Below are 24,873 nucleotides of genomic sequence, written 5' to 3' on the forward strand. Positions count from 1 at the left end.
TCTAGCGTGTGATCGACAATTCCGCCGGGGCTCCGGTCAGCGTGCGTTTGGGCGAGCAGGTGATGATCATGATCGCCAGCGTCAGGATGTATGGCGCGGCATTGAAAAGGTGATACCCGGAGGTGACGCCGACCGATTGCAGCGCCGGCCCCAGCGCCGCGGCGCCGCCGAAGGCGAGCGAGGCCCATAGGCAGAGCAGGGGATCCCAGCGCGCGAAGATCACGAGCGCCACCGCCGTGATGCCCTGGCCCGAGGACAATCCTTCATTCCAGCTGCCGGGATAGAACAGCGACAGGAACGAGCCGCCGATGCCGGCGAGGAAGCCGCCGACCATGGTGGCGCGCAGGCGGATCAGCAGCACCGAGTGGCCCATCGCGCGCGCGGCATCCGAGCTCTCGCCGGCGGTGCGGATGAGCAAGCCCCAGCGCGTGGTGCGGAAGGCCCAGTACAGGATTGGTGCGAGCGCGACGCCGATCAGGAAAAGCACGTTGACGCGCAGCGCGGCGCGGACCTGCGGGACGTCGCTCCACCAGCCGAAATCGATCGCGGGCAGGCGCGGCGCGGTGGGCTCGATCAGCGGCTTGCCGAGATAGAAGGCAAGGCCGGTACCGAACAGCATCAATGCAATGCCGACCGCGACGTCGTTGACGCGCGGCAGCGAACAGATGCCAGCGTGCAGCGCGCCCAGCAGTGCGCCGGTGATGCCGGCTGCGAGCACGCCCAGCCACGGAGAGCCCGAAAGGTACGAGACACCGTAGGCGCTCATCGCGCCCATCACCAGCGTGCCTTCGAGGCCGAGATTGATGCGGCCGGAGCGCTCAGTGATGCATTCGCCGAGGCTGACGAATAGGAACGGCGTGGAGACACGAATGGCGCCGCCGAGCACAGCGAGCGGGACGGTCCAGAGTCCGATCGATCCGTCCGCCATCAGGACTTGCCTTTCAGGAATCCGATGCGGCCGTAGAGCGCATCGCTGGCCAGCACGAAGACGAAGATGATGCCCTGGAGCACCAGCACGGATGCATCGGGCAATCCGAGGCGCCGTTGCAGCAGGCCGCCGCTGGCGCTGATGCCGCCGAGCAGGATCGCTACGGGGATGATGGCGAGCGGATTTTGCCGCGCGAGGAAGGCGACGAGAATACCGGTGAAGCCGTAGCCTGCAGCAAGATTGGCATTGGTGCGTCCCTGCACGGCGGCGACCTCGACCATGCCGGCAAGGCCTGCGGCGCCGCCGGCGAGAAAGCAAATGGTCAGGATCAGCTTGTCGACGCCGAGGCCGACGATCTTCGCGGCGCGGATGTTGCCGCCGGCAACCCGCGCGGCGAAGCCGAACACGGTGTGATAGATCAGGATGTAGGCAGCAATGGTGGCGATCAGACCGAACACCAGGCCCCAATGCACGTCGGTGCCGGGAATGGTGCCTATCATGTTGGCGGCGCCGATCTCGCGCGTCGAGGGCTTGTTGAGGCTCGCGGGATCGCGCATAGCGCCTTCGACGAGATGGTTGAGGATTGCAAGCGCGATGTAGACGAGCAGCAGGCTCGATATGGTCTCGTTTACGCCGCGATACTGTCGCAAGCCGCCCGACAGCATGATCCACACGCCTCCGCCGGTCACGCCGGCGATGACCATGACAATTTGCACGGCGAGCGGCGGCATGCCTTGAAGCGCCAATGCGGCGCTGGTTGCCGAGAGTGCGCCGATCAGGAGCGCGCCTTCGCCGCCGATGATGACCATGCCGAGTTGCGCGGGCAACGCGGCGCAGAGTGCGGTGAGGATCAGCGGCGCCGCGCGCGTCAGGGTGTTCTGCCAGGAGAACCAGGTGCCGAACGCGCCGTAGTACATGTAGAAATAAAGGTCGAGCGGATTCTTGCCGAACATCGCGACGAAGATGCCGAACACCACGAGCGCGCCGACGAGCGCCGCGCCCGGGATCAGGACATATTCGATCGTGCCGCCGTGCCGTTGGAGAAAGCCGGAATCGGCGGCCGGGGCTATTGTCCCGACCGCCTCGGCAGAATCCGCCGCTTCCGTCGTCACGAAGTCGCTCCGATCACGCCTTCGACGAGGTAGTCCATCTTCTCCAGCTCGGGATCCTTCTGGCCGCGATCGGTGCCGGCCGCGATCACCGTCTTGCCCTTGTTGTCGACCAGCCCGCCCTTGAAGATGGCGTAGCCTTCAGCCGAGAGGAATTTGGCCTTGACGTCGTCGGCATGCTTGCGGGCTTCTGCGGAAACCGCTTCGCCATAGGGAGATGTCTTGACGATCTCTTCCTTGAGGCCGCCGCGATAGAAGTTCGGGATGCTCTCGCCGGCGGCGATCATCTTCACGAACTTCGGATAGAGCGCTTCCCAATTCCACTCCGCGCCGGTGAGATACGTCTTCGGCGCGAGCGGCGACTGGTTGGTGTGATAGCCGCAGACGAAGGCGCCGCGGCGCGCCGCGTTCTCGACCATGGTCTTGGGGCCGTCGACATGGCAGGTGAGCACGTCAACGCCCTGGTCGATCAGGCTGTTGGTGGCTTCGGCTTCCTTGACCGGCATCGACCAGTCACCGGTGAAGATGACTTGCGTGGTCGCCTTCGGATTGGCGAGCCTGGCCCCGAGCGTGAAAGCGTTGATGTTGCGCAGCACCTGCGGGATGGGCTTCGCCGCAACGAAGCCGAGCTTGCCGCTCTTGGAAGTGTAGCCGGCGACGATGCCGGAGATGTATTGAGCTTCGTCGATATAGCCGAAATAGCTGCCGGCGTTCTTCGGGTCCTTGTCGCTCCACAAGCCACCGCAATGCTCGAAGCGCAGCTTCGGGTACTTGTTGGCCATCTTGACCATGTGCGGATTGTAGTAGCCGAACGAGGTCGGAAAGAGCAGGCTGGCGCCGTCGAGATTGATCATGGACTCGATCGTCTTCTCGACCGCGTCGGTCTCCGGCACCTTCTCTTCCTCGACCACCTTGAGGCCGGGAATCTTCTTCAGTGCCGCTGCGCCCTGCGCATGCGCCTGGTTGTAGCCGTAGTCGTCACGCGAGCCGACATAGATGAAGCCGATGGTCGTCTCGGCTGCGAAGGCCGGTCGGACGCCAGCCGCGGCGCCGAGGGTCAGGGCCGCGCTGCCTTGCAACAAATGCCGTCGTGAAATCCTGCCAAAATCCATTGCTTGCTCCCCTTGGCGGATGCCCCGCCTCAATCTCGCGGCTACCGCCGGTCTGGCGGAGCTTGGAACAAGTGTCGCAAGCTTCGTGCCACAGGCTGCGGAGCGTTCATTTGAGTGCAAGTTATTGAAAATAGTGGAATTTGTGGGTTGCCTGAATCCTGATCAGGGAATCGACGGATTAATTTATGGGCAGTAACTCCCAATTGTATGCAATGGAGTTAAGCAGCCTTAACCGGTTCGCGCGTGTGCATGAGGGGAGCGGGACGGTCGGCCGGCCACTCGCATTCATGCTAACCACGTGCGGATTGGGACGGCGCCGGATGCGTGATTTTCGCTGGCACCGAACTTGTATCGATCGTCATCAGAACCGCCGCTGCTGCGGTCCGCGAGAGATGGAAAGCCCGCCGAGATGGTTGCTGGGAACGCCGTTCAGACGACATCGCTCGGCGAAGAGATCGGGCGCCGCATCAACGAGCTCGGTGCGATTTCGGAAGAGGTTGGCAAGCTCACCCGCATCTATCTCAGCAAGGAGCTGCGCGAGGCTGCGGACCTCATCCTGGGTTGGATGCGCGAGGCCGGCATGAGCGCGCATCTCGATGCGATCGGCAATGTCTGTGGCCGCTACGAAGGCGAGCGGCCGGGTGCGCCCTGCCTGATGCTCGGCTCGCACTACGACACGGTGCGCGATGCCGGCAAATGGGACGGGCCGCTCGGCGTGATCACCGCGATCGCCTGCGTCGCAGACCTCAACCGCCGCGGCAAGCGCCTGCCGTTCGCGATCGAGGTCGTCGGCTTTGCCGATGAAGAGGGAGTACGTTTCGCCTCGACGCTCCTCGGCAGCCGTGCGGTGACCGGCACATTCGACGAGAGCGTCCTGAACACGCGCGACCGTGACGGCGTGTCGATGCGCGATGCGCTCATCAGATTCGGCCTCGATCCCGATCATATCGGCGCGGCTGCGCGGGCGCGAGGCGAGCTGCTTGCCTATCTCGAGCTGCACATCGAGCAGGGGCCGGTGCTGGAAGCACAGAACCTGCCTGTCGGGATTGTCACGGCGATTGCGGGCGCGACACGGCTTGCCGCGCGGCTGACCGGCATGGCGGGGCACGCCGGCACGGTGCCGATGGCGCTTCGGCGCGACGCACTTGCCGGCACGGCCGAATGCATCGGCGCGATCGAACAGTTTTGTCGCACCGACGCGAGCGGTCTGGTCGGCACCGTCGGATATATCCACGCCAAGCCAGGCGCGACCAACGTTATTCCGGGCGAGGTATCCTTCACCATCGACCTGCGCGCGCCGACCGACATGCATCGCAAGCGTGCAGTTGCCGACATCGTCCGCCAGATCGAGGCGATCGCCAAGCGCCGGCAATTGGTGCTTCAGCTCGACGTCACGCACGAGAACCGCACTGCACCGTGTGCGCCCTGGCTCAAGGAGCAGATCGCCAAGGCGATCGGAGCGGAAGGTTTTTCCGTATTCGAGCTGCCGAGCGGGGCAGGGCACGACGGCATGGCGATGATCGACATTGCCGATGTCGGCATGATCTTCGTCCGCTGCCGCGGCGGTATCAGCCATCATCCTGACGAGCATGTCGAGCTCGCCGATGCCGACACCGGCGCGCGGGTGCTGCTGCGGGTGATCGAGAATTTCAGGCCGCGGGACGGTCAGTTGAGCCCGCAAGTCACCGGATAGAGACACGAATCAGACACGCCTAAAATAGTGACGGCCTTCCGCCGGGACCACGAGGAACAATTCGACGAGACATATGAACAGCGACATTTCTTTTCCGCGCCATCGCGAAAGCCGGTTCTATCAGGGGCTGACGGCGACCTTTGTCGCCAACGCGCTTCAGGCGGTGAATTTTCTCGGCGATCGATTCCTGAGGCAATCGCATCATCCGTTCACCGCCATCGCGGACCTTTACCGGCACTCGATGGACAGCGCCTTTTCGGTGACCGAGGCATTCCTCGTCACGGGGGCGCCGCACGCTTCCGCGTACTATCCGCGCGACTTCGCCTGGTTCTATCCCGACGTTCTCGATCCTGAAACCATCATGGATTCGCAGGACGCAGTGCGACGGGCCCGTCTGCTCGAAAAGAGCGTGCGTCTGTTGCTGGAGGCGGTTCGCGCTGGCGTCGTCACCACGACCATCGTGCCGGCGGGATGCGGTCGGTATCTCGGAGTGAACTATTTCTCGCGGCCCTCGGATACGCTGCTCGGCATCCTTGCCGGTCTCCAGCAGATGCTGTCCGCCGAGGACAGGGCGTCGTCCTATCTGGCAATGTCGCAATGCGTGCATGCCGGCCGCCTGCTGCTGGCCGACTATGGAGCCGACCTGAAGCGGGCGATCCTCCAGCTCGCAAGCGAGCTGGAGCCGTTCGAGGCTGACGGCACCAGATGTTTGCTGTGCGATGCCCGTGCCCCGCGCTCTGCGGCAACGGATACCCGCGCCGAGCGCCGACGCTTCGTGACCAATGCCTGCGTCTACACGACGTTCGTGTGGGGCGTGCAGCTCGGAATCGTCGACGAGAACGAGCTGAAACGGCTGCTCGGGCGCGACCTTGCGCAGCACAAGAGAGACCTGCTCCGGCTGTTCGGCAAGGATGGCTACATCAGACATTCCCTGGACGGCCCCGCGGCTCCGCCGGCGTCCTCGGTTGCGCTGGATTTCGTCAGCGTGCATCACGGCTTCTGGGACCTGAACGAGGAAAGCGAGCGCGCGCTGTTCGCGGCCACGGCGGATTTGATCATTGCGGAGCCGCGCTTCCGCATCCCCAGCACGTTTCATTTCCTTGTGTCGGCGGATAATCCGCGGACCAAGATGATCCACAAGATCGCGGCTCCCGCCTACCAGGGACGCTCATCCTGGCCAACATTCAATGTCGAGTTTGCGGATCGCATGCTGGACTTCGACGAATTCTCGGGGAGCGGCACCTACCGGGCCTGCGCCCAGGGAATATTGAATGACATTCGGACTGCAACCGAGGTCCATGGCGGCTATCAGGAACTGATCTCGGAGCAGGGTCTGAAATATCGCACCTGGGCTTATAAGGGCGCTGTGGCTCATTCCTGGTTTCCCCGCTTCCTCTCTGTCTGGAGGAGGGCATATGGAACGCCGCTCCTCCGGTGGGAATGATTGATCCACAACGTCGGTTAGCCAGTCGGCGAGACCCCCTCGAGCACTTTTGCTGCCAGGGTCATCTAGTTCCGATTTCGGCGAGAACTAATATTCGGGCGAGGGGGGCAACCGTCCTCGCACTACGCCACGAGATCCAGCAGCCGGCATGATCCGCGCACCAGCACCTTGCGTCCGATGGACGTCATCTCAGGCAAGCCATTATTGACGACGACGAGGCCAAGCTTGACGAGACTTTCGACGAGGTAGGCCTTCGAGAGGCGACCGTTCGATGCCGGATTGCGAAGTGTGCGTAGCGCTTCCCATTGGTCTGGCGAAAGATCGAAGTCGACGTCGTTGCTCATGTTGCCTCAAGCGATAGTACCGTTTGCGCGCCTCTGTTAGCGACGCTGCATGAAAACCATGCGACGACAATGAGTCGGGAATTCGGTGAGCTGTTTGGAACGTCTCTTCACAAATTGCCGCACTTCGTTGCGTCACAAGAGTTAAGATCGCTCCGCCGCGAATATCGTTCCGGACCTCGATCACTTATTGATGATGTTGGTTTGATGTTGCGCTGCGAACTGCCGCACTGCACGGGAAGTGCTGCTGTCCCATTTCGCGCGCAATATGCACAGAAACAATGAGACGGAGCGTTCCGGACTCTGTTAGCCTCGTTCGCAGGGAATGGCTTCACAGGCCGGAGTGGAGTGCATGAAGAGGCTGGTCGAAATCCGCAGTCAGGAATCCCTGTGCCGAGAGCGGGCCGCGCTCGATTTCGAGCGCCGCGTTTTCTGGCTGGCGCAGGCGGAAGAGTGGAAGCAGCGCGCTGTCGACGAAATCGCGCATCACTTTCGCGAGTGCAATCTTGCTCACGCCGAGCTGACCGCCGCCTGACGATAGAGGCGGGTGCGATCGCCGCTTATTGATAACTGGCCACGATATCGGATACCGCGCGCTCGAGTTGCTGCGCGGTGGCGCATTGCCGTACGACGCTGCAAAAGGTCGCATAGCGCGGCATCTCGGAATCGCCAAAGCCCCAGGCGAGCCGTCCTTCCGGATTGAGCCAGACCAGTCGCTTCGACCGTTCGGAGATGCGGCGCAGAATGTCGGCGCGCGGGTCGAGATTGTTGCTGCGGGCATCGCCGAGCACGATCACCGTGGTCTGCGGCGTCAGCGTGCTCATGAACTCTTTCTCGAAATCGACCAGCGAGGAGCCATAGTCGGACGAGCCGAAGCCGACCTTGGACATGATCTCGGCCATCGCCTCTTCCGGCGAGTTGTTCTCCAGGATCTCGCTGACTTCGATCAGATGGGAGGAGAAGGCAAACGAGCGGACGTCGTCGATCACCTCGTGCAGCGAGTGGATCAGCAGCAGGAAGAAGTCGGAGACCTGAGCGACCGAGCCGGAGACATCGCAGAGCGCCACGATCTTGGGCCGGTCACGATGCTTGCGCTTCCATGCGGTGAGGAACGGTACGCCGCCCCAGGCCGCGTTGCGGCGGAGCGTGCGGCGAACGTCGAGATGGCCGCGGCGCTGGCGCTTGCGCGGCTTCGAGTAGCGCTCGCGCAGCCGTCGTGCGATCTGGCGGATGAGAGCGCGCATCTCGGCGACCTGGCGCCGCTCGATGCGCGCAAGCGGCGCGTTGCGCAGAATCTCGTTGCGAAGGTTTTCGGCCTCCTCGCGGGCGTAGAGCGCGAGCCCCTGCGAGACCGTGTCGCGCACCGCTTCGCGCAAGGCATCGAGCGCGGCGCGCAGACGCTCGGCAAGCGACGAGTTGGTCGCGGTCAGTTGGTCCAAATCGTCCCGCAGGCGCTGGAGGCCCATGGCGTCCAGGATGCGGCTGGAGAAGATGCCGCGCTGGGTGGAATAGCGGATGTCGGACAGCGAGGCAGCACCGGAGGCACTGGCGATCGCCGCCGCGATCGCATTGCGATCCTGCGACAGCAGCATCTGCGCAAGAGGGCCGAGTTCCTGGGCGGGCTGACCTTCACCAGCTTCGCCGGCCGCGTCCGATGAGGACGACTGATCTGAACCCTGCGAAGCGTCGTCGCTGCCCGCCTCGGGCTGATCCTGCCGCGGTTCGGGCTGGCTGAAGAAGAGATCGAAACAGTCGCCGAGTGCGAGTTTTTCGTCCTGCGACTTGGCGAGTGTCAGCAGCAGGGCGTCGCGCAAGATGGCGCGGTCGGAGAAACCGACCTGCTTCACCGCGCGCATCGCATCGATGCTTTCGGCGGGCGAGACATGAACGCCGGCGCCGCGCGCCGCCCGAAAGAAACGATGGAGGTTCTCGCGCATCGGCGTCAACCGAAGACGTTGGACCGTGCCGCCTTGGCAATGAAGGTCGTAACTTGCGGCACTGCTGCCTCGATGTCGGCTTCGTATTTTAGGAGCACGTTGAGCGTGTCCTTGACGATCTCGGTGTCGAGCTCCGAAGCCTGAAGCAGCACCAGCACGCGCGCCCAGTCGATGGTCTCGCTGACCGAAGGCAGCTTTTTCAGATCCAATGAGCGGATCTCGTGGATGAAGCCGACCATCTGCCGGCGCAGCGTCCGCGAGATGCCGGGCACGCGGCTCTCGACGATGCGTTCCTCCAGCCGCTGCTCGGGGAAGCCGATGTGCAGATGCAGGCAGCGCCGCTTCAGAGCATCGCCAAGATCGCGCTCGCTGTTGGAGGTGAGGATCACGGTCGGCGGCGTGATCGCGGAGACGGTGCCGAGCTCGGGGATCGTGACCTGGAAGTCGGACAGGATCTCCAGCAGCAGCGATTCGAACTCCGCGTCCGACTTGTCGATCTCGTCGATCAGGAGCACGCAGCCGCCCGGCTGCTCCAGCGCCTGGAGCAGAGGGCGCGGCTCGACGAATTCCTTGGAGAAGAACACGTCACCGAAATCATGGAGCTGGTCGAGCGCGGCATGCAGTGTCGGCGCACCGCCCAGGACTTCGCCGAGCTTGTCCTTCAGGATCTGGGTATAGAGAAGCTGCTTGGCGTATTTCCACTCGTAGAGCGCCTTGGCCTCGTCGAGGCCTTCATAGCATTGCAGGCGGATCATCTTCATGCCGCGCCAGGCGGCAATCGCCTTGGCAAGCTCGGTCTTGCCGACGCCCGCGGGGCCTTCGACCAAAATAGGCTTCTCGATCTGTTGCGACAGATAGACGGCGGTCGCGATCTGCCGGCTCGCGATATAGCCTTGCGCGGCGAGGCCGCTCTCCACTGCCTCGATCGAGGTCGAGGCCTTCTGATCAGCCACGAAAGGGCGCTCCCAAAGGTCTTGCTTGAGGCTTGTTCTGCCTGTGTTCCGGGCAAAGAACAAGCCTCGTTTGGGAGACATCAGACCCGCGCGAACTGCGTTTTTTCCGCTTAACGCAAATAGTTGCGGTGCGCGGGCCCCGCGATCAGTGCCGCAGCTGCTCCGGCTTGCGGATGGTTTGTCTGACCTCGGCGCCGCAATCGGCGCATTCATAGACAAAGTCGATCTTGGCAAGGCTCCAATGCGGTTCGACCTCGCGGACATACATCGGCAGGAACCCCATGCAGGTGGGGCAATTCACTGGCGCGATTTCGACATCCTGATGATGCTGAACATAAGCTGGCATCTCGGCTCTCCTTCGCAGGCGACTACCAAACCCCGCGCGAAGGCTACTGCCACTCGCCCCAGGCCCGTCATCAACTCTTCCGAACAGAGACGGAACGGCGGGCGTTTGTCGTCCGTTGTGACATTCTTGTTACGTGTCTGTACTGTAACGGCCGGACCAAATGCCTATTTCACGGGACGATCAGGTGCTCTGAACTTCACTGCAACGATAAGGGAGTAACGCCCATGACGCATGCCATTCGCTTTCACAAGACCGGCGGCCCGGAAGTCCTGGTCTGGGAGGAGGTCAGCGTCGGCAAGCCCGGACCGGGCGAGGCGCGCATCCGCCACACCGCCGTCGGTCTCAATTTCGTCGATATCTACAACCGCTCCGGCCTGTATCCGGCGCAACTGCCGAGCGGGCTCGGCAGCGAGGCGGCCGGCGTCGTCGAGGAGGTCGGCCCAGGTGTCACCGATCTGAAGGCGGGCGATCGTGTCGCCTATGGCGCCTCGCCGCTCGGCGCCTATTCCGAGGCCCGGCTGATTCCCGCCGACCGCTTGTTGAAGCTGCCTGACGGCGTCGATGACAAGACCGCGGCGGCGATGATGCTCAAGGGGCTGACGACGCAGTATCTGATCCGGCAGACCTATCGGGTGAAGGCCGGCGACACCATCCTGCTCCACGCCGCAGCCGGCGGCGTCGGTCTGATCCTGAGCCAGTGGGCCAAGCATCTCGGCGCGACCGTGATCGGCACCGTCAGCAACGACGAGAAGGCGAAGCTTGCCAAGGCGCATGGCTGCGACCATGTCATCATCTACACGCGCGAGGATTTCGTGAAGCGCGTCGACGAAATCACCGGCGGCAAGAAGGTGCCGGTCGTCTATGATTCCGTCGGCAAGGACACGTTCCTGAAATCGCTGGACTGCCTCGCGCCGCTCGGCGTCGTCGCGCTGTTCGGCCAGTCCTCCGGCGCGGTGGAGCCGCTCAATCTCGGCCTGTTGGCCCAGAAGGGCTCGCTCTACGTCACGAGGCCGACGCTGTTCACTTATGCCGCCAAGCGTGAAAGTCTGGTCGCGATGGCAGGCGAGTTGTTCGACGTCGTCAAGTCCGGCGCAGTCAAGATCGAGGTGCACCAAACCTATCCACTGAAGGACGCCGCCAAGGCGCATGCCGATCTCGCGGCGCGCAAGACCACAGGATCGACCGTGCTCATGGTGTGATATTCACCCGAGACGGTGGGGCAGAGGCTGCCGGCTTCCGTCACGTCCGCTCGTGCTTGCGCAGATCGCGGGCGTGATCGAGGCGCTTTGCCTGGAGGTCGATGTCTTCGGGCGGGATCTGGGGTAGCGCAGCCTCGGCCAGGATGGCCTCGGTCACGTCCTCGACCGAATTCCCGGCGATTTCGTGGATGAACGAGACGTTCTGGTATTCGCCCGAAACGATGCGCGAGATGACCTCGCGCCTTGTGATTTCGGGATCGACGACCGCCTCGCGGCCGCGCCGCCCATAGTCGATCATCACGACGAAGTATTGCATGGAATGAACCTGCCGCCCTCCCGAGTCGGGAGTGCGGCAGATTATTTCCGAAAATCAGAAGTCAGTCAAGGGCGATTTCCAAACCCGGAAATCCGGGCCCTATTTGCCCTTCTTGCGGGGGCGGGCCGACTTGGCGCGCAGCCGCTCGAGCTGTCCCTTGGGCATGGAAAGACAGATCTCTCCGACCCAGTCGAGCTTGACGCCGACGATCGGCTTGGCGTTGAAGCTGGTGAGATTGACGACGGACGGGCTTTTCCCGCGCTCGATGGTCTTCAAATAGCGCTCGCCGGTCTTGAGCCGGACCACGGCCTCTTCGCCGTAGAAGCTCGACAGCGGATGACGCTGGTCCTTGTAGACCACGATCACGTCGCCGCTCTCGTACTTGGGCAGCATCGAATCGCCCACGATCTCGAAGGCGACCGTCTCTTCCATGATCGGGAAGGGCAGCGCGATGTCGCCGAGTCCCTCCGGCGGAACCTGTTCATAATCGGGCTCGATCACGGCGCCGGCGCCGACGCGGCCCATGATCGGCGCGAGGTTGAGCTCGAGATATTCCATGATCGGAATGATCTCCGAGGCCTTCACAAGGCGCTCGCCGCCGAGAATCTCCGAGACCGCGCCGGGCCGCACGCCCATGGCTGCCGCCAGGCCGCCCTTGCTCTTGCCTGTCTTTTCCAGGCCTCGCTCGATCATTGCAACGTCCAACATGGTGATTCCCTCGATTGCGCACCGTCTTGCCTCTTATAATCCGAAATTCGGAATTGATGCAATTATGAATATCAGAATTATCGCTTGACTTTCGATTCGGAATACCGGAATGTGCCTTCCCGCCGCCCGATCGTGCGATCGAAGCAGGCGCATCACAGGACAACAGCATGGAACCGTGCCATTGGCCGTCGGAGCACTCCGACGCGCTTCGCGACTATTTTCTCAAAGGAATGTCTTACGCGGCAATCGCAACGGAGATTAACGCAAGGTTTGGAACGGCTTACACGCGCAACGCGGTGGCCGGCCGCGCCAAGCGGCTGGGAGTCGCCACATTGGCACGGATGACGAGCCCACCGATCGTGCCGCCTTTGCCGGGCGAGGCCTGTCTGCCTTCGCCGCGCCGTCCGGCGTTACCAAACCTGAACCTGCCGCCAAAATCCGCGATGAAACCTGCGGCGCGCGTGAAGTTGCGCTGTGTCGGCGTCCAGCCACGCCTGATCCCGCTGCTCGAACTCGCGCGAGGCGACTGTCGCTATCCCTATGGCGGCGACAAGGACAGGGAGGAGATCACGTTTTGCGGCCATCCGCGTCAGCCCGGCTCCAGCTATTGCGCGCCGCATGCAGGTCTGACGCGGCCATCCGGGGTTGCGTCCGCCCGCGTCGTCGGTCCCGTCGTGTTGCGGCTGGTCTCGGCCGGCTGAGGAGGCGGCCGCCCGTTCGACTATCGATTTTGCAATCGCCAACTTTGCAAGGAGTATCCGAGTGGCACGTGCCCGACGCAATAAATCTTACAAATTGGCTGGAATCTACGACCGGCGGTCCCGCGACGTGCCGTTCAATGCCGAGGTGGCGGAAGTCGAGGTCGACAATCCGCTGTCGCTCGATGCCGGCGAGAAGATCGTGGCCGTCCGGTCCGTCCGTAGTGACCCGCTCGGCCGGCTTCACGCGCACCATCAAATCGACGAAGCACAATATCGCGGCGGGCGCGCCTTCGAGAGCGATTGGGAGAGAGCGGAGAGGGGCCCTCAGGTGATGAATCCGACCCGCGAATATGTCGATGGCGCGCGTACGCGCGAGCCGGTCACCGAAAGCCAGCGCCAGGCGGTGTTGCGGCTGAACCGAGTCGAACGCGAACTCGGCACCGACGGCGCAGCATTGGTGCACGACGTGCTCGTGCTGGGCTTGACCATGGATCAGATCGGGCAGCGGCGCGCCGTTCGTACGCAGCGCTGGAACGACTATTTTGCGCGGCGTTTTCGTGAATGCCTGGACCGGCTGGCGCTGATCTACGGTTTTGCGACGGAAACGGGGACACCACGGGCAGAGCAGCGCAAATGACGACGGCACGCCCGCGGGCATGCCGTCTGCTGCTTACGGATGCGGTACAATCTGGTAAGGCGTGGAATACGGCTCGACACGGAGAGAAGCGTTGGCCAAAAGCCCGATCTTGGCGGTCGGCGCCTGCTGCAATTCGCCGTTCGGGCCGCGGTGCACGCTGTACTGCCAGACGGTGAGGTCGCCTTTCTGCGCCAGCGCATGCGCAAGCGCGCTCGCGTCATTGCCGCCGAGCGCCTGAAGCTCCTCCGCCGACAATCCGACGATGATTTCGTCCTTGATGGTGACGATCTTGAACAGGTTCATCCTGGTCTCCTGCGCCCATGCGCCTTGTATCGAGAGGGTAAGAAGCGCGACCGCGGCGCCCTTGATCAGATCGCAGCGAGAAAGCATGCCGTCGTCCTTTGGTGGTGACACGCGCCCAAATCATGAGTCTATCAGCCATGGCGCCGTCGTCCGCGTGGCCGTTCCGCAACCGCTTTGTCGTTCGCTCCTGAACAACGGTTCACGGCCGGAAAACATATCGGAACCGATGAGGCTCGCTGGGAAAAGCGCCAGCGGGGCGCATTCCGACGAGATGAGGAAGGCGACCGATCCCAAGGCGCTTGCCGCGTTGGTCGGCTTCACCGGCGCCCCAATCGGAACGTTGAAGACCTGGCGTTCATGTCGCTGACGATACAACCGCTGGGACGCTACTCAACAATTAGGTGTATATGCTGCCGAGGCGCCAGTTCGTCTCTGCAAATGTCTGTTCACATCGGAAACAAGGCGAAACGCAGCGCCGATTGGCAGCGATCTCGGCTGTATGCGTGATTGATGCCGCTTCTTGACGCAGGTGGGTGACGGCGCTCGATATTCCTGTTATCCGGAATTGCCGTGGCGCGATGCGGTCGAAGCATCGCTACGCCGGCTGTTGGGCTTGCCGGATCGGTTGTTCCTTGGCATAATTGCAACCTGCTCGGTTGGGCCCATCCGTTCGGCTAATGGAGTTCGGCCTGCTGGCCCGCCGGGACCTGCCGGCCGAGAGCTGATTGTCGCCATTGTATTGGGTTGCGGCGTTCGCTCCTCGAGTGCGACTTCGACGCAAGAACTGAAGGCCGATGCTTGTCATAGGTGCGGGATGAAGAACCTCAATTTCGCGGCTGAACTGCACCTCAAGCTTGGCGCGCCTGCGAGCGGCACCGTCGAAAGCCTGCGCCTGCTCCGTGCGTTCCTGAAGCTCGAGGCTCGGCAGCGTTTCGAGGTTATCAAGCTCGTCGAAGACCTCGCCACCGAAGAAACTCTTCCCGAACACCCCATGTCCTGAGTCTGGCCGCGCCGGCCTTACACCTCGTCCCTCGTTTCCTGCCAGATCCGGCCCACCGGGCAACTTTTGCCCGGGGCTGGCCGCTGGAAGGCGATCCGGCAAGTGTGGTATTCAGTCAGAAAAAGGGAGGAATGCGACCATGATCGAACCGAAACTCGAAGTTCCGGCCGAACTGCGCGACTTGGCCGAAAAGACGATTGACCAGGCGGAAAAAGCATTCGGCATGTTTTTCGAAGCGGCCACCAAATCGATGTCGTCCGTCCCGGGCGCGGGGACGGACGTGTCGAAGCAGGCGCTCGCTTTCACCGAACAGAACATGAAGTCGGCGTTCGAGCACGCGCGCAAGCTCGTTCACGCCACAGACCTTCAGGAAGCAATGCGAATTCAGTCCGACTTCCTGCGCAGTCAATTCACCAGCGCCGGGGACCACATGCGCCAGATGACCGGCAGTTTCATGCAACCGGGCAAGGACAAGTCCTGATTCTGTCGGTGCCGTGCGGCATGCCCACAAATTGATCTTGCGCGGCGGCGAGATGCGCATTCTGATCCTGGTGCAGGTCCATGATGGGCCACCGAATGGATCCCCATTCGCCGTCCATCATCCTTTCTGCTGATCCCTGTCGGTCTTCCGGCAGGGATTTGCAGTTTTTGGCGGGCTCGCGATTGACCGGGGCTCTATTGGCGCAGCGATCCGATATAGGCCGCGATGTCGCCAGCTTCGGTCCGGCTCAAGGGAAAGTTCGGCATCTTCGGGTGCGGGTCGAGCAGGAAGAAAGCGAGCCGCTCCGGACTGAAGTCTGGCCTGCGCGCAACGGATGCGAAGGAGGGGACGTCGGCGCTAGCCTGCGTCTGGCCGTTCGCCACCATGTGGCAACTCGCGCACCAGCGCTTGGCGAGATCGGCGCCGTGCTCGGCATCGGCGGCGAGGGCAGGCGACATGCCGAAGCCCGCGGTGGCGCCGGCAAGCAACAGGAAAATTCGTCTCAAACATCGGTGCATCGGGCAACCTTCATGCATGCGCTTGCGGCCGACGTGCTCACCCGCAACACGATCTCGGAAATTGCGAGAGATCGATGCGGGCGATGATCGACCGCAGCAGCCTGCGGGTCGAACGATAAAAGTGCCGTACGAACGCCGGCGTCCTTGCCGCGGGCAATCCAAGGCTCTTCGTATCAAGGCTCTTCGTATCAAGACTTTCGGTATAGTGCGACACGTGCCTCTCCGAGATGGCAAGGCCCTTCCTATCGTGGCCGGCTCGGAGCTGCCTTGATCTGCCGCAAAGGGTTTCCGGCTAATAGTCGCCGGGGTTCATGATCATCGGGCTCTTCGTATCGGCCGGCGCGAGCGCGCTGCTGGCGCTGTCACGCAGGAAGCGGTCGAGCGTCGCCTGGATCTTCTCCTTGACCGCGTCGGGACCGCGATCGCTCATCTCGGTGTGCTGTGCACCAGTATGGACGATGTCGATGCCGCGAGCCCTGGCCTCCTCCGGCGTCGGCAGTACGCCGGGATCGGTCACGAAATGCGGATCCTTCGAGCGGAACGACAGGATCCTCATATGGTCGCTGAGCACGAAGGGCACACGCAGATTGTCGAGCGTGATCACCTTCGATACCAGCTCCGGGTGCTGATGGGCGACATACATCGAGACATCGCCGCCGTTGGAATGGCCGACGAGGGTGATGTGGTCGTAGTCGGCGTTCTCCCGCCGCCTCTTCAACTCGCCCAGCACGAACAGAATATTGGCCTCGCAGCGAATATAGACTTCACGCCGGCCGACATATTGCTGGCCAGCATGGGTCATCAGCGGTGGATCGCTCGGAAGATCTTGCTGGATGCTGGCAACCAGATAGCCGCGTGCGGCGAGCACGTTGGCCAGGAACGAATATTCGGTCGCCTTGACGGTGTTGCCGTTGCTGATGATGGCGAGCGGGAGCTTCCAGAGGCCGAGATTGGCCTTGGTCTCGTAATCACGCCGCACCGCGATGTCGACCGAGATCGGCCGCTGGCGCGAGGCGTCGAACAGGGGCAAGGTCTCATGGTGGATCGCGAACCGGCTGACGATGAAATACTGGCCGACGGCGAGGACGCAGAGGAACGCCAGGACTGCAAACACCCTCTTCATGGCTTCGTCTCAAATCACCTTTGGCTGAACATGGTCATTGGGAACTCGCGGATCGAGCGATCGTGAGCAAGTTACGGGATTAAATTTAGGCAAGTCTGTGAGCAAGCCGCAAAAGCGCCGCATGCAGGTTTGTGGGGCGAAGCGCAAGGCCTAGAGACAGCCGGCCTTGCCTCGTTCAGGGCAGTGCCGCAGCGCGCTCGACAGTGTGAGCAGGAAGCGCGGGCTGCGGCGCTCGTTGTCCGGCGCCCTGTAGCTCAAGGGAACGGCTACGCCGAGATCGACCTGGAGATCGTCCGGCAGGAAGAACCGCACGCCTACCCCGGCCGAGGTCAGCGCGAGGCCATCGCTCAGGCGGTAACCGTCGTTCCAGACCGCGCCGGCGTCGCCGAAGGCGTAGAGTTGATAGCCGGTCCAGTAGCGAAAATTGAGCTTCTGGTCGAAGCGCAGTTCGAGCGAGCCGGCAAGACCGTTGTCGCCACTGATCTCGGCCGCGCCATAGCCCCGGCCGAAGGCCGCGCCGCCGAGATAGAATTGCTGCGAGGTGAACAATGGCCGCGATGCCGTCTGGCTCGCCGCCGAGAGTTTGAGTGACCAGGCGTTGTTGAGCGTCTGATAGCGCGTGAACCAGAGGTTCAGCACCGAGAAGTTCGACGACGCGCCGACGCGCGACAACAGATCGTCGTCGAAATGCGAAGCGCCGAAGATGTCGAGGCCCTGCCGGTAGCTCAGAGTCGCGAAATTGGTGCCGCCGAAGCGATCCTGGAGCCTGTAGTCGGCGGTCAGGCTCGCCGTCCTGATGTGGTCGTTATACCAGGGGCCGTAGAGGTCGTGCTCAGATACATTGCTGAAGGTCGTCGCTGCAGTCAGGGTCAGCGAGGAGGACAGCGACTGCAATGGGACGACGCTGGCACGCAGCTCGAACGCCTCGGTGGTGGTGATGTCGCTGTCGAGACGACGAGCATCGCCAGGCCGGACTGCGCTGTACAGGATCGAAGCGCCAAGGCGCACGCCATCGACACCGACCGGTGCGTCATAGGACATCCGCGCGAAACCGAGCTCGCGCGGATCATTGGCAATGGTCGACAGGTTGACCGCGAGCGTGTCGCCGGGCGTGAGGTAGGAGTTGAACGCGCCGGTCGCGTAGGTCTGCCACGGACCGACCGAGGAAGATCCGAGATTGTCCATGCCGAACGACGAGAAGACGTGCCAGGTCTTCAAATAGACGATCAGGCGGAAGCGGCCGGTCGCTCCGCCAATCTCTTCCAGCGCGGTGTCGGTGATCCGGACGCCCGGCCTGCCGTTGATGAGGAACAGCTGGCGTTCGAGCGTTGCCAGGCGCGACGGCTGCTCGGCCAGAACCGGCCCGAGCATCGGCCTTACGCCGAACTGTTCGGCGCCGTCGCCTTTCAGCTCGGCCTGCACGATGGCGCCTTCGATCACCTGGATCCGAACTCGGCCGTCGGCGATATCCTGCGGTGGCACGATCGCGCGGCTCAAGTGGAATCCGGCTTCGCGATAGAGATCGCTGATCGCGCCGGCAATCGCGGCGAGATCCGCCTGCGAGACCTTCTTTCCAAGATAGGATTGATAGGATGTAGCGATGCGATCGCGGGAGACGGCGTGGGCGCCGACGACGTCGATTCCGCGCAGCACGAATTGCGGCTTGGTATCACCGCCGGTGTTGGGTTGGCCGACCGTCGGTAGCCTGACCGGGGGGCGGTTCAGCGTTTCCCGCTCAGTTTGGTTTTCAAAGTACTTCTCGGGCTGGCGCGGATCAAAGCCTGGCTGGTTCGCCTGCTGCGCGAAGGACTGCGGAATTCCCGTAAAAATCGTTGCCAGCAGTACCGATGTGGTAAGGAAGTGTCGCTTCTCAATACGCGGAGTGAACGCGTCTCCGTAGTTTGACGGGGATTTGCCCATAAGGCGGTAAGGGTTCGTTAGCCGCATGATTTTCCATAGTTTTTCATGGTCAATGATTGGTTAATGCGGCTTCTCGGCTCGCCACTTCGCGCTAATTTTCTCTTGAGTGATTTCGGATACGCCTCAGGTCTGGCTGTAACGCGGACTGAGGATTGTCATGTTCGGTAGAGTGGGAGTGTGGCGCGCCTTGCTGGCAGCGCTGATCCTTGGAACCGCATCCGGTGCATTTGGCGCGGAGAATGGCGCCTGGTCGGTCAGCAAGGCCACCGGCGAGGTCTGGGTCGCCACCAACGGCGCGCAGCAGGTGTCGTTGAATCAGGAGGAGGCGCTCAAGCCTGGCGACACCATTCGCACCGGCCGCAACGGCCGCGTGCTGCTCGTCCGCGGCGAGGAAACGATCCTGATCTCTCCCAACTCGGTCGTCGGCCTGCCTGCCGAGAAGAAGGAGGGACTCTCGACCACCATCATCCAGCAGGCGGGTTCGATCCTGCTCGAGGTCGAGAAGCGCAACGTCAAGCATTTCGAGGTCGAGACACCTTACCTCGCCGCCGTCGTCAAGGGAACGCAGTTCAGCGTCACGGTGGGGGCGGGCAGCACCAAGGTCAGCGTGCTCCGTGGTCAAGTTGAAGTTTCCGACTTCAAGACGGGACAGATCGCCCAGGTCATGCCGGGGCAAGTGGCCACCGTCTTCGAACGTGGCAAGCCTGGTCTCAGTCTGAGCGGTGCGGGGACGTTCAATCCGATCGAGCAGGGTAAGCCCCGCGCCTCCACCATCGAGCGCATTCCCGTGCCGAAATCGGGACTGTCCGCACCGCACAATGCCGCGAATGGTCATGCGATCCATGCGCTCGGTCCGATCGATAAGGGGATCAAGATGGTCGGTTCGCCGATGCGATCGCATCAGGCGACTGGCGGGCACGCCCCCAAGGCCGGCGTCGTGCGCATCTCGAGCTCGCTCGGCGAGGTCAAGCTGAATTTCCAAAAGGTGACGCGCGGGCTCGCCCACAGCGCCGTTGCCCCCGGACAGGTGCGCAGCGCGAACGCCAGCACCGCTACCGAGACGGTCTGGAGCGATGGCAAGGCCAGCACGCAAGCATCCAACAGTGTCGTCCAAACCGCGGCAACGATTAGCGCTGTCGCAACGGCTGGCAGCAGTGCCTCGTCGGGCGCAAGCGCAGCGATAGCCGCAGCTAATAACGGAAACTCCGGTGGCAACGGCAATTCCGGTAATGGCAGCAACAATAATGGCAACGCCAACAATGGCGCCACCGGTAACGGCAGGGGCAACAACGGCGATGGGCGTGGCGGCGGTAACGGCAGCAACGGCCACGGCTACAACAGACACTAAGGCGATTTCCTAGGGGATCAGGGGGGCTCGCCGGTTGAAGCGGGCGCGGGGAGGATCAGGTGAAACGCTATCGGCCGCATATTCTGGTCGTGATCGCGCTTGCGGTCGTACTGTCCACGGGGTGGCATGGCGCGCTCCGCAATGCGCTCACCGACCTGCGGTTCGCCTGGCAATCGCGTGCTGCCAGCGGCAATGTCGTCGTCGTGGCCATCGACGCGCCCTCGATCGACCAGATCGGGGTGTGGCCCTGGCCTCGCCGGCTGCACGCGGAGCTTCTGCATAGGCTTGAAGCCGCCGGCGCGCAGGATGTGGCCTTCGACGTCGATTTCAGCACGCCGTCGGATCCGGCCTCTGACGAGGCTTTCGTCAAGGCGCTTCGGGACGTCGGCGGCTCGACGGTCCTGCCATCCTTCAAGCAGCCGGCGCCGAATGGCGGTGCGGCTTACATCAATCATCCACTGAAGCCGTTCAGCAACCAGTCTTGGCCGGCCGTCGTCAATGTCGCGGTCGAATCCGACGGACTCGTGCGCCGTTATCCGTTCGGCGAGAAGCTCGGTGACGCCTTGATGCCGTCGATGGCCGTCGTGCTGGCTGGGCAGGACGCCAATCGCCGGCCGCCCTTCCTGATCGATTTTAGTATTCGGGCGGCTTCCATCCCAAGTGTCTCCTATGTCGACGTGCTGCGCGGCGATGCCGCGACCCTGGACAAGGTGAGAGGCAAGAAGATCATCGTTGGCGCGACGGCGCTCGAACTGGGCGACCGGTTCAGCGTTCCGAATGGCCGCATCGTCTCTGGACCCGTCCTTCAGGCGCTCGCGGCGGAATCGATCCTCCAGAACCGGATGCTGCGCTGGACCTCCGATGCCGGCATGATGCTTGGCCTCGGCCTGATCTGCCTCTTGATGATCACTTCGTGGCGCCGCTTCGCACCGGGACTTCGCGTCGCAATCCTGATCGCAGCCGGTGCTGCCATCGAACTGGTCGCGACCCTTGTGCAGGCGAGATGGCCCTTCGTCATCGATACGTCGCTGTTCCACATCGCGATCATCGCTTATCTGACGGCGATTGCGCTGGACGAGATCGATTTCCGCAGTCTCCTGGGTCGCATCGCCGAGAGCCGCTTCCACCGTATCGCGATGTCGCTGGGCGATGGTCTCGTCTGCACCGACGAGGATCATCGGATCACGGTTTGGAATCCCGGCGCCAGCGCGATTTTTGGCTACATGCCGGCCGAGATGATCGGTCGCCCGTTCGAAACGCTGTGCGCCGTACCGGCGGACGGCGACCCAAGGCCGTCCATGCACGATGCCGCGCGCCAGTCGCTCCTGGTTCCCGGTGGCGCCGTCGTCGTCGAGTTCGAAGGGCGACGCAAGAACGGCGAGACATTCCCGGTCGAGGCGAGCTTCTCAGGCTGGCAGGGAACGGACGGCTTCCAGTATGGAGCGATCCTGCGCGACATCTCGGTGCGCAAGCGCGAGGCCGAGCGCGTCAGGTATCTCGCCGAACATGATGCGCTGACAGGTCTTGCCAACCGCAACATGCTGCATGCGTCGCTCGCCAGTCTGATCACCGCGGCAGAGCATCGGTCTTCCAACGTCGCACTGCTCGTGCTCGGGCTCGACGGCTTCCAGCAAATCAACGACATGTTCGGGCATGCCGCGGGCGACCTCGTACTGCGGGCGGTCGCCGAGCGCCTAACGGCCGAGGCCGGCGCCGAGGCGATCGTCGCGCGCCTCAGCGGCGACGAGTATGCCGTCGCACTAGATTGCGCGGACGCCAGCGAGCCGATTGCCGAATTCGCCGAGCGAATCGCGCGCGCGTTCGAAACGCCGCTGGCAATGGGCACAAGGCAGTACCGGGTCAGAATCAGCATCGGCGTGGCCGTCCATCCCGACGGCGGGCGCAACGCCGATGATCTCCTCGGTAACGGCCACCTCGCACTTACGAAGGCGAAACTGACGCGGCGCGGCAGCCACCTGATCTTCGAGAGTGCGATCAGGCAGGAGCTGGAGAACCGGCTGACGCTCGAGAGCGAATTGGCGCTTGCCGCGGATCGCGGCGAATTCGAACTGTTCTATCAGCCCCAAGGTTCGTCTGGTCGACGGCAGCCTGGTCGGAGCCGAAGCGCTCATCCGTTGGCGGCACCCCGTGCGCGGCTACGTCTCGCCTGCGGAGTTTATGCCGGTGGTCAACACGTCGGCTCTGTCCGAGCGGATCGCGAACTGGGTGATGGAGACCGCCTGCCGCCAGGCGCGCGCCTGGGAAATATCCGGCAACGAGGTCCGCGTGGCGATCAACCTGTCGCCGTCCCAGCTTGATTCCGGCGACCTCGCGCATTCGGTTGCCGAATTGCTCGATGCGACGGGGCTGGCCCCCTCGCTGCTCGAGCTCGAAGTCACCGAGGACATCCTGTTACACGACGAGGCCCGCGTGCTCGACATGTTCAAGCGGATCCAGGAGCTCGGCGTCCGCGTCCTGTTCGACGATTTCGGCACCGGCTATGCGAGCCTGAGCTATTTGAAGAAATTTCCGCTCGATGGGCTCAAGATCGACAGGTCGTTCGTGCTCGACCTGCTCACCGATTCCGATGATGCCGCGATCGTCGGCTCCACCATCGGTCTTAGCAGGCAGCTTGGGCTCACGGTCGTAGCTGAGGGCATCGAGAACCGCGCCACGGCCGACTTCCTGATCAGCATGGGATGCGCGGAAGGGCAGGGCTACTTCTTCGGCCGTCCTATGCCTTCCGAGGCGTTCGAACGGCAGTTTCTCACGATCGAGCGCGCCATCGTCAGCGCCGCCTAGACGGGCTGCTATCGGGTAAAGTCGCTAGCGCCGGCGCGCCACCGCGACGCCGAACAGGAAGGCAACGAACAGGCTGGTGAGCGGCGCTTCGCGTGTAATCGCCGCAACCGTCGAGAGCGGCCGGCCCGGCTTTCGCGCTTCCTCGATCGCGGAGGTAAGACGGTCGACCGCTGCATGCAGGCCTCCGGCGACTTCACCGATCGTGCGGGATACATCCGTCGCTGCATCGATGGCGCGTTCGGCCACGCCGGGTTGGGGATTGGACTGCGGTATTTCCGTGCTCAAGCGTGCGATCTCCAGGCCCGATGGTGGAGGCCGGCACCTTTGGCTATCCGCGCGAGCGCTCGTTTTGAACAGCGGGTCTGACGACCTTTGGCTATCCGCGACAGGCGCCGTGGTTTACATTTACGGCGGGTGCCGGCCTTGGATGGCAATTCGGCGCGGGGGATTTTGTTCCGGGATGATATGCTCACGGCGGACCTCCCCGGGAAACGACGGGTGCGAATCTCTGTTAGGCTGACGGTAGCCTTGCTGACATCAGGAGATTGCCGTGACCGATCGGACCGTGACGGATCGACCCCGGCGGATCGCCTTGCTCGGCGCTCCCATCGACATGGGAGCTTCGCAGCGCGGTACCTTGATGGGCCCTGCTGCGCTTCGCACCGCGGGCCTTGCGACACTGCTCGAGAGCCTCGATTTTGAGGTCGTCGACTACGGCGATCTTTCCGTGGCTGAGGTCCGGGACCTCGCCGACAAGCCGCCCGAGAAAGCCAATCACTACCGCGAGATCCAGCGCTGGACGCGCGTGCTGAGTCACAGAGGCTATGAGATCGCGAAAACCGGCGCACTGCCGATCTTCCTCGGCGGCGATCACACGCTGTCCATGGGGTCGGTCAATGCGATGGCGCGTCATTGGAAGGAACGCGGCCGCGAGCTGTTCGTGCTCTGGCTCGATGCCCATACCGATTACAACACGCCGGAAACGACGATCACGGCCAATATGCACGGCATGTCGGCCGCGTTCCTGTGCGGGGAGCCTGGCCTCGACGGATTATTGGGCGATGATCCGCGCGCCTCGATTGACCCCGATAGGCTCGATCTGTTCGGCGCGCGTTCGGTTGACAAGCTCGAAAAGGAGTTGATGCGCGCGCGCCGGATCAGGGTCATCGACATGCGCCAGATCGACGAGTTCGGCGTCGCCGTGCTGATCCGGCGCGTCATCGAGCGCGTGAAGGCGAGCAGTGGCGTGCTGCACGTCAGCTTCGACGTCGATTTTCTCGACCCGTGCGTGGCGCCGGGAGTAGGCACCACGGTGCCCGGTGGCGCGACCTATCGCGAGGCGCATCTGATCATGGAGCTGCTGCACGATTCAGGGCTGGTGGGGTCGGTGGACATTGTCGAGCTCAATCCGTTCCTCGACGAGCGCGGCCGGACCGCGCGTACCGCGGTCGAACTGATCGGTAGCCTATTCGGTCAGCAGATCACCGACCGGCCGACGCCGAGCAATGCCATCGCGCCGGGCGAGTGAAACCGGTTTGAACCGAAAAGGAGCGTGTGTTCCCCGCCTTGGTCGGGAACTTACCGGAGCCAGGACGGGAACCGGAGGGACGCAATTGAATTAACCTGCGATAGGATAATTGCGGACCCTTCTGATGATGACGGCTGATCGTTTCGCGGATTCCATCTCTACGGCGCTTCGTCATCCCGGCGTGATCGCACTGATCGTGGCGGGCCTGACGATTGCAGCGATGCTGATCGTCGACCACGGCCCTTGGAGCCGCGCCAAGACCCAGCCGGCCCATATCGCGATGTACGCGACCACTGGGGAGGCTGCGCGCGCCGCGGGCGCTGCCGTGCTTCCGACCGAACCGAAGTCGCCTGTCGAGCCGGCACGGCCGGGGCCGAAGACGTCGTCGACCGTCAATCCCGTGACACCGTAGCCTTATCGACGTTG

The 24,873-nt window shown here is 63.1% G+C and carries 25 protein-coding genes and 1 pseudogene; 12 read left to right on the plus strand and 14 right to left on the minus strand.

Going from position 1 to position 24,873, the window contains the following annotated elements; genetic code table 11:
* Nucleotide 1: 1 nt before the first annotated feature.
* The 3 genes from BLV07_RS39335 to BLV07_RS39345 are packed head-to-tail and all read right to left on the minus strand — an operon-like array spanning nt 2 to nt 3,149.
* Entirely contained in the window at nt 2-928 is a 927-nt protein-coding gene (locus BLV07_RS39335; protein WP_091897131.1) for an ABC transporter permease, read from the minus strand.
* Nucleotides 928-2,040: an ABC transporter permease gene (locus BLV07_RS39340; protein WP_091897134.1), complete on the minus strand. Its 1,113-nt coding sequence runs from the start codon at nt 2,038-2,040 to the stop codon at nt 928-930. Before BLV07_RS39340 ends, BLV07_RS39335 begins: the two co-directional genes overlap by 1 nt.
* Nucleotides 2,037-3,149: a BMP family ABC transporter substrate-binding protein gene (locus BLV07_RS39345; protein WP_091897137.1), complete on the minus strand. Its 1,113-nt coding sequence runs from the start codon at nt 3,147-3,149 to the stop codon at nt 2,037-2,039. The genes BLV07_RS39340 and BLV07_RS39345 overlap by 4 nt, the downstream gene beginning before the upstream one ends.
* A 409-nt stretch (nt 3,150-3,558) precedes the next feature.
* Between BLV07_RS39345 and BLV07_RS39350 the strand changes: the two genes are divergently transcribed.
* Both BLV07_RS39350 and BLV07_RS39355 read left to right on the plus strand, forming a co-directional pair.
* On the plus strand, nt 3,559-4,842 hold the full coding sequence (locus BLV07_RS39350; RefSeq protein WP_091897140.1) for an allantoate amidohydrolase: 1,284 nt from the start codon (nt 3,559-3,561) through the stop codon (nt 4,840-4,842).
* A 73-nt stretch (nt 4,843-4,915) separates the two neighbouring features.
* Nucleotides 4,916-6,286 (plus strand): hypothetical protein, encoded by a 1,371-nt coding sequence (locus BLV07_RS39355; RefSeq protein ID WP_091897143.1) that lies wholly within the window; start codon nt 4,916-4,918, stop codon nt 6,284-6,286.
* A gap of 122 nt (nt 6,287-6,408) precedes the next feature.
* Here the strand turns inward: BLV07_RS39355 and BLV07_RS39360 are convergent, their stop codons facing one another.
* Complete coding sequence (locus tag BLV07_RS39360; protein WP_091897148.1) at nt 6,409-6,630, minus strand: hypothetical protein; 222 nt, start codon at nt 6,628-6,630, stop codon at nt 6,409-6,411.
* 349 nt (nt 6,631-6,979) lie between these two features.
* On the opposite strand from BLV07_RS39360, the gene BLV07_RS50195 reads away from it, so the two are divergent.
* Complete coding sequence (locus BLV07_RS50195) at nt 6,980-7,162, plus strand: hypothetical protein (protein ID WP_091897150.1); 183 nt, start codon at nt 6,980-6,982, stop codon at nt 7,160-7,162.
* A 25-nt stretch (nt 7,163-7,187) separates the two neighbouring features.
* On the opposite strand, the gene BLV07_RS39370 is transcribed toward BLV07_RS50195, so the two are convergent.
* The 3 genes from BLV07_RS39370 to BLV07_RS39380 form a co-directional block, all read right to left on the minus strand.
* Nucleotides 7,188-8,564, minus strand: coding sequence for a vWA domain-containing protein (locus BLV07_RS39370; RefSeq protein ID WP_091897216.1), 1,377 nt, complete (start codon nt 8,562-8,564; stop codon nt 7,188-7,190).
* Between the two features lie 5 nt (nt 8,565-8,569).
* Nucleotides 8,570-9,517, minus strand: a complete 948-nt coding sequence (locus BLV07_RS39375; protein ID WP_176946061.1) for an AAA family ATPase — start codon at nt 9,515-9,517, stop codon at nt 8,570-8,572.
* A gap of 145 nt (nt 9,518-9,662) precedes the next feature.
* A complete protein-coding gene (locus BLV07_RS39380; protein WP_091897156.1) occupies nt 9,663-9,863 on the minus strand; it encodes a hypothetical protein in 201 nt (66 codons plus the stop codon).
* A 224-nt stretch (nt 9,864-10,087) separates the two neighbouring features.
* On the opposite strand from BLV07_RS39380, the gene BLV07_RS39385 reads away from it, so the two are divergent.
* Nucleotides 10,088-11,062 (plus strand): quinone oxidoreductase family protein, encoded by a 975-nt coding sequence (locus tag BLV07_RS39385; protein ID WP_091897159.1) that lies wholly within the window; start codon nt 10,088-10,090, stop codon nt 11,060-11,062.
* 40 nt (nt 11,063-11,102) lie between these two features.
* Here BLV07_RS39385 and BLV07_RS39390 read toward each other — a convergent pair whose 3' ends face one another.
* Nucleotides 11,103-11,378: a hypothetical protein gene (locus tag BLV07_RS39390; protein ID WP_091897162.1), complete on the minus strand. Its 276-nt coding sequence runs from the start codon at nt 11,376-11,378 to the stop codon at nt 11,103-11,105.
* A gap of 99 nt (nt 11,379-11,477) precedes the next feature.
* On the minus strand, nt 11,478-12,086 hold the full coding sequence (locus BLV07_RS39395) for a S24 family peptidase (RefSeq protein WP_018644790.1): 609 nt from the start codon (nt 12,084-12,086) through the stop codon (nt 11,478-11,480).
* Nucleotides 12,087-12,253: 167 nt separating this feature from the next.
* Between BLV07_RS39395 and BLV07_RS39400 the strand changes: the two genes are divergently transcribed.
* Both BLV07_RS39400 and BLV07_RS39405 read left to right on the plus strand, forming a co-directional pair.
* On the plus strand, nt 12,254-12,787 hold the full coding sequence (locus BLV07_RS39400; RefSeq protein ID WP_091897165.1) for a GcrA family cell cycle regulator: 534 nt from the start codon (nt 12,254-12,256) through the stop codon (nt 12,785-12,787).
* A gap of 61 nt (nt 12,788-12,848) precedes the next feature.
* Nucleotides 12,849-13,424: a hypothetical protein gene (locus BLV07_RS39405; protein WP_091897168.1), complete on the plus strand. Its 576-nt coding sequence runs from the start codon at nt 12,849-12,851 to the stop codon at nt 13,422-13,424.
* A gap of 33 nt (nt 13,425-13,457) precedes the next feature.
* Here BLV07_RS39405 and BLV07_RS39410 read toward each other — a convergent pair whose 3' ends face one another.
* Complete coding sequence (locus BLV07_RS39410) at nt 13,458-13,814, minus strand: hypothetical protein (protein WP_091897171.1); 357 nt, start codon at nt 13,812-13,814, stop codon at nt 13,458-13,460.
* A gap of 727 nt (nt 13,815-14,541) precedes the next feature.
* Here BLV07_RS39410 and BLV07_RS48075 point away from each other — a divergent pair.
* Complete coding sequence (locus BLV07_RS48075; protein WP_176946062.1) at nt 14,542-14,727, plus strand: hypothetical protein; 186 nt, start codon at nt 14,542-14,544, stop codon at nt 14,725-14,727.
* 139 nt (nt 14,728-14,866) lie between these two features.
* Nucleotides 14,867-15,208, plus strand: coding sequence for a phasin (locus BLV07_RS39420; protein ID WP_091897174.1), 342 nt, complete (start codon nt 14,867-14,869; stop codon nt 15,206-15,208).
* Nucleotides 15,209-15,402: 194 nt separating this feature from the next.
* Here the strand turns inward: BLV07_RS39420 and BLV07_RS39425 are convergent, their stop codons facing one another.
* The 3 genes from BLV07_RS39425 to BLV07_RS39435 all read right to left on the minus strand — a co-directional run bounded on the left by BLV07_RS39425 (nt 15,403) and on the right by BLV07_RS39435 (nt 18,796).
* Nucleotides 15,403-15,726 (minus strand): c-type cytochrome, encoded by a 324-nt coding sequence (locus tag BLV07_RS39425; protein WP_091897219.1) that lies wholly within the window; start codon nt 15,724-15,726, stop codon nt 15,403-15,405.
* 292 nt (nt 15,727-16,018) lie between these two features.
* Nucleotides 16,019-16,849 (minus strand): alpha/beta fold hydrolase, encoded by an 831-nt coding sequence (locus BLV07_RS39430; protein WP_091897176.1) that lies wholly within the window; start codon nt 16,847-16,849, stop codon nt 16,019-16,021.
* 150 nt (nt 16,850-16,999) lie between these two features.
* Nucleotides 17,000-18,796 carry a ShlB/FhaC/HecB family hemolysin secretion/activation protein gene (locus BLV07_RS39435; protein ID WP_091897179.1) on the minus strand — a complete coding sequence of 599 codons (1,797 nt, stop codon included), beginning with the start codon at nt 18,794-18,796 and terminating at the stop codon, nt 17,000-17,002.
* Nucleotides 18,797-18,926: 130 nt separating this feature from the next.
* On the opposite strand from BLV07_RS39435, the gene BLV07_RS39440 reads away from it, so the two are divergent.
* Both BLV07_RS39440 and BLV07_RS39445 read left to right on the plus strand, forming a co-directional pair.
* The gene (locus BLV07_RS39440) at nt 18,927-20,117 is read left to right on the plus strand and encodes a FecR family protein (RefSeq protein ID WP_091897182.1); all 1,191 of its coding nucleotides are present in this window, start codon (nt 18,927-18,929) and stop codon (nt 20,115-20,117) included.
* A 59-nt stretch (nt 20,118-20,176) separates the two neighbouring features.
* Nucleotides 20,177-22,919 (plus strand): annotated as a pseudogene (locus BLV07_RS39445) (EAL domain-containing protein).
* Between the two features lie 24 nt (nt 22,920-22,943).
* On the opposite strand, the gene BLV07_RS39450 reads toward BLV07_RS39445, so the two are convergent.
* Nucleotides 22,944-23,204 (minus strand): hypothetical protein, encoded by a 261-nt coding sequence (locus BLV07_RS39450; protein WP_091897185.1) that lies wholly within the window; start codon nt 23,202-23,204, stop codon nt 22,944-22,946.
* A 265-nt stretch (nt 23,205-23,469) separates the two neighbouring features.
* Here BLV07_RS39450 and rocF point away from each other — a divergent pair, with 265 nt between their 5' ends.
* Nucleotides 23,470-24,447, plus strand: a complete 978-nt coding sequence (gene rocF, locus BLV07_RS39455; protein WP_091897188.1) for an arginase — start codon at nt 23,470-23,472, stop codon at nt 24,445-24,447.
* A gap of 127 nt (nt 24,448-24,574) precedes the next feature.
* Complete coding sequence (locus tag BLV07_RS39460) at nt 24,575-24,859, plus strand: hypothetical protein (protein ID WP_091897222.1); 285 nt, start codon at nt 24,575-24,577, stop codon at nt 24,857-24,859.
* Nucleotides 24,860-24,873 lie beyond the last annotated feature (14 nt).

The organism is Bradyrhizobium sp. Rc2d (genome assembly GCF_900099855.1).
Classification (GTDB): domain Bacteria; phylum Pseudomonadota; class Alphaproteobacteria; order Rhizobiales; family Xanthobacteraceae; genus Bradyrhizobium.

Excerpts from the sequence above, each read along its gene's own strand:
- BLV07_RS39335 (WP_091897131.1), bottom strand. The coding sequence starts at position 928 with ATGGCGGACGGATCGATCGGACTCTGGACCGTCCCGCTCGCTGTGCTC.
- BLV07_RS39345 (WP_091897137.1), bottom strand. The coding sequence starts at position 3,149 with ATGGATTTTGGCAGGATTTCACGACGGCATTTGTTGCAAGGCAGCGCG.
- BLV07_RS39350 (WP_091897140.1), top strand. The coding sequence starts at position 3,559 with ATGGTTGCTGGGAACGCCGTTCAGACGACATCGCTCGGCGAAGAGATC.
- BLV07_RS39355 (WP_091897143.1), top strand. The coding sequence starts at position 4,916 with ATGAACAGCGACATTTCTTTTCCGCGCCATCGCGAAAGCCGGTTCTAT.
- BLV07_RS39360 (WP_091897148.1), bottom strand. The coding sequence starts at position 6,630 with ATGAGCAACGACGTCGACTTCGATCTTTCGCCAGACCAATGGGAAGCG.
- BLV07_RS50195 (WP_091897150.1), top strand. The coding sequence starts at position 6,980 with ATGAAGAGGCTGGTCGAAATCCGCAGTCAGGAATCCCTGTGCCGAGAG.
- BLV07_RS39370 (WP_091897216.1), bottom strand. The coding sequence starts at position 8,564 with ATGCGCGAGAACCTCCATCGTTTCTTTCGGGCGGCGCGCGGCGCCGGC.
- BLV07_RS39380 (WP_091897156.1), bottom strand. The coding sequence starts at position 9,863 with ATGCCAGCTTATGTTCAGCATCATCAGGATGTCGAAATCGCGCCAGTG.
- BLV07_RS39385 (WP_091897159.1), top strand. The coding sequence starts at position 10,088 with ATGACGCATGCCATTCGCTTTCACAAGACCGGCGGCCCGGAAGTCCTG.
- BLV07_RS39390 (WP_091897162.1), bottom strand. The coding sequence starts at position 11,378 with ATGCAATACTTCGTCGTGATGATCGACTATGGGCGGCGCGGCCGCGAG.
- BLV07_RS39395 (WP_018644790.1), bottom strand. The coding sequence starts at position 12,086 with ATGTTGGACGTTGCAATGATCGAGCGAGGCCTGGAAAAGACAGGCAAG.
- BLV07_RS39400 (WP_091897165.1), top strand. The coding sequence starts at position 12,254 with ATGGAACCGTGCCATTGGCCGTCGGAGCACTCCGACGCGCTTCGCGAC.
- BLV07_RS39410 (WP_091897171.1), bottom strand. The coding sequence starts at position 13,814 with ATGCTTTCTCGCTGCGATCTGATCAAGGGCGCCGCGGTCGCGCTTCTT.
- BLV07_RS48075 (WP_176946062.1), top strand. The coding sequence starts at position 14,542 with ATGAAGAACCTCAATTTCGCGGCTGAACTGCACCTCAAGCTTGGCGCG.
- BLV07_RS39420 (WP_091897174.1), top strand. The coding sequence starts at position 14,867 with ATGATCGAACCGAAACTCGAAGTTCCGGCCGAACTGCGCGACTTGGCC.
- BLV07_RS39425 (WP_091897219.1), bottom strand. The coding sequence starts at position 15,726 with ATGCACCGATGTTTGAGACGAATTTTCCTGTTGCTTGCCGGCGCCACC.
- BLV07_RS39430 (WP_091897176.1), bottom strand. The coding sequence starts at position 16,849 with ATGAAGAGGGTGTTTGCAGTCCTGGCGTTCCTCTGCGTCCTCGCCGTC.
- BLV07_RS39435 (WP_091897179.1), bottom strand. The coding sequence starts at position 18,796 with ATGCGGCTAACGAACCCTTACCGCCTTATGGGCAAATCCCCGTCAAAC.
- BLV07_RS39440 (WP_091897182.1), top strand. The coding sequence starts at position 18,927 with ATGTTCGGTAGAGTGGGAGTGTGGCGCGCCTTGCTGGCAGCGCTGATC.
- BLV07_RS39460 (WP_091897222.1), top strand. The coding sequence starts at position 24,575 with ATGACGGCTGATCGTTTCGCGGATTCCATCTCTACGGCGCTTCGTCAT.